The sequence below is a fragment of the Micromonospora sp. DT81.3 genome, assembly GCF_049847225.1.
GTDB lineage: Bacteria > Actinomycetota > Actinomycetes > Actinomycetales > Microbacteriaceae > Microbacterium.
Window position 1 is genome coordinate 1 of record NZ_JBNCNY010000031.1, and the last position, 4724, is coordinate 4724.

Sequence of the window (4724 nt, forward strand, 5' to 3'; positions counted from 1 at the left end):
AGTGAGTGTGGTAACCCACATCCTGACGCGGAGGTCTTCGCTTACCTCAGATGTTCACAACGTCCCAGGGAACTACAGCTAACGGAGCGCGTCGTTGCCCTTCACCGTTCTTCCGTGCGCCCCGACGTCGGGCACGCTCGGAGCCTAATCGGCGCTGTACCGTGGACTGCGCCACATCGTGTGCTGACACCGAAAGCCCCCGCCATCCGATCCGCCTCCTTGAGACCAGCGCGGAGACCTTCACGCGGCGAGGCATGTTGGCCGGAACGCTCAATCGTTCCTCAGCGAGCACGGCAAGCCTGGCCGCAGCTTTGGGAGAGTCATTCCCTCGGAACGAGGCGGGCGTGGGCGCGCACGCGCCTCGTTCCGCGTGACGCATCAATGACTCACCGTCCAGAGCCCGCAACAGCGGACACCGGCAGACACACCGCTGCGCGGGCAATCCCCCAATGATTCTTCGATCACCCCCACGCGGGCCACCTTCGATGAGTCAACGCGCGGGGTTGACAAGGTCCTGGCCACCCGCGATGATGCCCTCGAAAGGATGGGGTCCATGTATGAAGAGAAAACCGCGGTAAAGCTTGAGGTTTTCCTGCAAGCATGCGAACACTTTCGCCATGATATTTCCGCGCAATGGACCCAAGCCGGCTTGATCGCCGTAATTCAGGCGGCGCTGCTGTCCCTGTTCGCATCTTCGATCGGCCCCCAGGACGTGCAGCAATCGCGGGGTCTCGTGGACGCAAGAACACAAGCAATTGCTATCACGGTCGTCGGCTTCGTATTCTCGCTAACTCTGGCTGCTGACGGCGATAGGTCGCGAAAAGTATATTCGACGTTGGAGAGCCATAGTTGAAAGGGTTGATAGAGAAGTCGATCCCTACCGGATCTATAATGAAATCGAGCAACGAGCGAAGAATGACCCGCTCAACCCCTCCACGATCTTCATCTATGTGCCGGGGGTGATCAGTGCCGCGTGGATTGCGTTCTTCCTGTGGCTTCTGCTCCGGGTAGGAGCCTAGGAACGCCCCCGCAGATTGACCCCTTCCCGAGGCGTCGCGGGTTCCCGACTTCGACTACATCACGGAGCCGCGCTAGACGGATCCCGCTCTATCCGCGCCCGTCCCGCAGCTTGGTGAAGGCTGCTAGCAGCGCATCTGAATCTGTGAACTTCGCCGGATTGGATACGCGACCCTGGAAGCTGATTCGCTGTCCGTGGGGGATACGCCAACGAGACGAACTGCTACGTGCCGGCGGACAACTTCCTTCCGCCGCTTGCGCCGTCGTGGGGCAGTTACGAGGGCGGCTGGGATCCCGACTTCTCGGGCATCGCGGGCGGCAGCATGACGATATACCCACAGATCGCGCATTTCCGCGCCGGCCCCTCCGGTGCGGAATCCGCCGTGATCGAGGCCCTCACCGAGCAGCTGGAGTGATGCCTCACCCCCGCGTCGCGAGTTCCATCTCCATGAGGCCGGCGCGCGGGGCCTCGGGGCAGAGCACGAGCGCCGCCTGCAGTATCACAGCGGGCTGACCGGACAGGCCGCGGTCACCCTCGGGGCTGAGCCGTACACACGCGGCGAGGACGCGCAGATAGACGTCCGTGGGATCCTCTTCCGGAAGACCCGCCGCGGCAACCATCACGGCGGCCTTCCTCCTCACGGTGACTGTCGCATATCCCTTGGGATACGAGGCGTCTCACCGAGTCTCGGCTTGCCAATGTCGGCCAAGCGGATTTCCGTACTTCGGCGAGTCTCGTAACTATGTCTCGCAACAGGATGGTTGAATTCCGGTACTCACCGTTAGTTATGAGACACAGGGAGCGGGATGGCGAAGCTGATCGGCTATGCACGGGTGTCGACGCGTCAGCAGTTCACGGACCGGCAGGAAGCGGACCTCCTCGCCGCTGGCGTCCGCCGCGACGACCTCTATATCGATCAGGGTGTCTCTGGTGCTCGAGCGGCACGCCCTCACTTCGACCGCGCGCTCGGCGCGCTGGAGGTCGGCGACACTCTCGTCGTCACCACCCTGGACCGGCTCGGGCGATCAACGCAGAACATGCTCACCTTCGCCGAAGACTTACGCGCCCGCGGCGCGGGTCTCCGGGTGCTGAACCTCGGCGGCGGCGACGTGGACACCTCCACACCGATGGGCTCGATGTTGTTCACGATCATGGCCGCGTTGGCACAGATGGAACACGACATCAAGCGTGAACGCATCATCGACTCGATCAGCAAACGCCGCGATGCCGGAAAGGACCTCGGCGGGCGGCCGCGCCGGATCACCGACAGCCAGATCCGTAACGCTCTCCACCTCGTGCAGAGCGGACAGTCGGCCGCACAGGTCGCCCGCGATCTAGGAATGTCCCGAGCAACCTTCTACCGCCGCTCTCACGATCTCGCTGAGTGACGTTCTCTGTCCCGTATAGACGCCCGTCAACGGGATCCCTAACGATCTCCGCACACGGACGCTGTCCACCGCGTCCTGCTACGGCCGTCTGGCGCAGCGGCGCGTGACGCCAGGCGATCCCCACACGACACAGCGCGGCCGGGACCGTTCAGCTGGACCTCAAGTGACCCCCAACGAGTCCCTGTCGGGGAATCATTGGGCCTATGGATGCTCAAACCCGGCACACAGCCCAAACGCTGCTCGACTTCTACGCCGGCTTCTCCGCGAGCGACGACGAAGCCGAACAACGCGCAGCGTTCGAGACAGCAATGATCAGTCTTAATAATGGTGATGCTCTCACCGCGACGCAAAGCGATGAAGGCGAGCTGACTTTAGATTTCACGCGACTACTGCTCGCGACGAGCGTGGCATATCACTGGCTGTTTGATCGCCTGAGCTCTGCGACGGGGGAATCCGAAGAGGCGCTCACCTTCGAGCTGCGGACCTTCTTGGATCGGCTTACTGACGATTGACCCAAGGCTCGCGTTCTGCCCGACCAGACCGCTGGGCGGCGAACATTCGCGATATGGGTGATCTGCGCGACGAGTACCTGCTGAACCTCGAAGCCCTGCACCTCACATCGCAGCGCGTGCAGACCGCGTACAGGGGGATCGAATCGAAGCGGCCGCCATCGAGGCCCACTTCGGACTCCACGCTGTGTATGACCTCTATGAGGCCTACGTCAAGCATCACAACATCGCCAAGATCGCGCTCCAAGACGATCACCTCGAGTCTTCCGGCGGCCAGTCCGTTGGAGCGCTGGCTCTCGCGCGAGGAGCGCGCACGCACAATCTCGTGACGGTGGCCAGAACAGGCGGTTTCGGGGATCTCCCCTACGGCATGGGTCCCTACGGTGGCGGATGGATCTGGAAAGAACACACCTGGAGCAGCGAGACATTCGCGCGCCGCGCTCGTTGGTACGACGAGCGGGTGAAATGGCGTTATCTTCACGACCCCCTCGATGACGCGTGGGCGTGGTTTTTTGATCGCGTCCCTGACGCGGAAGAGAACGACTCGGCGTCGCTGTGATCGTCGTGCAGCAGAATGTGCCCATGACGAATGCCGAAACACCAGACCAGATTGCCGCTCGCATCATCCGCGAGACTCGCGCCGTGGCGAGCAGTCTTCCCTTTGATGAGCGGGCCAATCTGCTGCGGGAGGTCACCAAAGCGGTCCGCGACGCGGTGAAGTTCGATGCCACGCTGGGCGGGGCTCCGAAGGGGGCCGAGTGGGAGAAGGACGGGCTCGCGTCAGTCGGGAATGCGGCCGAGGAGTACTACTTCGCGGCTCTGAAAGAGAAGCAGTCGCGACAGGAATAGGCGCGACAACGGGAAGAGGCACGAGGATTGGACGAGTTCTGGTCGACCCTGTTGGCCACGATCATTGGTGCCGCATTTGCCGGTGCGTTCACGGTGTTGATTTTCACCCGTGAGAGCCGGCAGGCGTGCCAGGCTCGTCTGGATGATGCGTTATCGGGGATAGTGCTCGCGATCCCGACACGCGTGCGGGAGCTTGACGAGTACCAGAGGCACCTCGACGAAGTTGAGGCCGGTGGATCGCCGGAGGCCGCCGATATCGACAGGCTTGCGCCGGGACCGTACGAGTTGGGGGTTCGCCTCGAAGCGGCGCGGATGGTTGCTCGGGGTGAGGATGCGAAGACGTTGGGTGAGGTTGCGTCCGCGTTCTACTCGATCGTCAGCCTGCACCCGAAGGCGCAGCGCGCTCGACTGTCGCAGCTTCCGGAACTGATGCGGAAATGGAGGCACGGAGAGCTGGGAAAGCAGCCGTGGTCGACCTTCACCCGATTTGCCTTCGACGTTGACCGGCGGGCGGGTTTCAGCGCGCCACCGCCTTGGGACCCCATCAATCGGACAGTTACGAAGCTCCCGACGCCGAAACGACCTGGGCGCAGGGAACGAGAGTAGGGGGGCGGTCGAGGTTTGGGGGTCGTGACAGCCCTTCCTGGTGCAGCTGGCGAGGCAGTAGTCGCTTGAGCGAATCGGCGGCCGGGACCACGGCGGGGCGTCCGTCGCGCTCCTCGCGGCTCGGAGGAGCAGGGTGGCTTGCTCTCTAGGCTGGGTCGATGCAGACTCCCTCTCGACGCCCAGCGCGCTTGATCTACGTGGACGATTCCGATGCTGAGCGGACGGGGTTCGCGACTTTCAGCTGGATCGAGGTGTCCCTCGATGAATGGAGAGCCGGGCTAGACGGTATGTAGTGGCCCTCTTTGGGTGAGGGGGTCGCGGGACGGGGCCTCGCTCACAAAACTCGTGGGTTAC

8 protein-coding genes are annotated in these 4724 nt (G+C 63.0%); 7 read left to right on the forward strand and 1 reads right to left on the reverse strand.

What is annotated here, in order from left to right; genetic code table 11:
* Nucleotides 1-553 precede the first annotated feature (553 nt).
* Nucleotides 554-853, forward strand: coding sequence for a hypothetical protein (locus tag ACPW96_RS23070; RefSeq protein ID WP_425886065.1), 300 nt, complete (start codon nucleotides 554-556; stop codon nucleotides 851-853).
* Nucleotides 854-1244: 391 nt separating this feature from the next.
* Entirely contained in the window at nucleotides 1245-1433 is a 189-nt protein-coding gene (locus ACPW96_RS23075) for a hypothetical protein (RefSeq protein ID WP_425886067.1), read from the forward strand.
* Nucleotides 1434-1437: 4 nt separating this feature from the next.
* On the opposite strand, the gene ACPW96_RS23080 is transcribed toward ACPW96_RS23075, so the two are convergent.
* Nucleotides 1438-1641, reverse strand: a complete 204-nt coding sequence (locus ACPW96_RS23080; RefSeq protein ID WP_425886068.1) for a hypothetical protein — start codon at nucleotides 1639-1641, stop codon at nucleotides 1438-1440.
* Between the two features lie 183 nt (nucleotides 1642-1824).
* Here ACPW96_RS23080 and ACPW96_RS23085 point away from each other — a divergent pair, with 183 nt between their 5' ends.
* From ACPW96_RS23085 to ACPW96_RS23105, 5 genes are all read left to right on the forward strand, one after another.
* Complete coding sequence (locus ACPW96_RS23085; protein WP_425886069.1) at nucleotides 1825-2406, forward strand: recombinase family protein; 582 nt, start codon at nucleotides 1825-1827, stop codon at nucleotides 2404-2406.
* Nucleotides 2407-2609: 203 nt separating this feature from the next.
* Nucleotides 2610-2918 (forward strand): hypothetical protein, encoded by a 309-nt coding sequence (locus ACPW96_RS23090; protein WP_425886070.1) that lies wholly within the window; start codon nucleotides 2610-2612, stop codon nucleotides 2916-2918.
* Between the two features lie 184 nt (nucleotides 2919-3102).
* Entirely contained in the window at nucleotides 3103-3474 is a 372-nt protein-coding gene (locus ACPW96_RS23095; RefSeq protein WP_425886072.1) for a hypothetical protein, read from the forward strand.
* Nucleotides 3475-3497: 23 nt separating this feature from the next.
* Nucleotides 3498-3764 (forward strand): hypothetical protein, encoded by a 267-nt coding sequence (locus ACPW96_RS23100; protein WP_425886074.1) that lies wholly within the window; start codon nucleotides 3498-3500, stop codon nucleotides 3762-3764.
* Nucleotides 3765-3791: 27 nt separating this feature from the next.
* Nucleotides 3792-4370, forward strand: a complete 579-nt coding sequence (locus ACPW96_RS23105; RefSeq protein WP_425886075.1) for a hypothetical protein — start codon at nucleotides 3792-3794, stop codon at nucleotides 4368-4370.
* Nucleotides 4371-4724 lie beyond the last annotated feature (354 nt).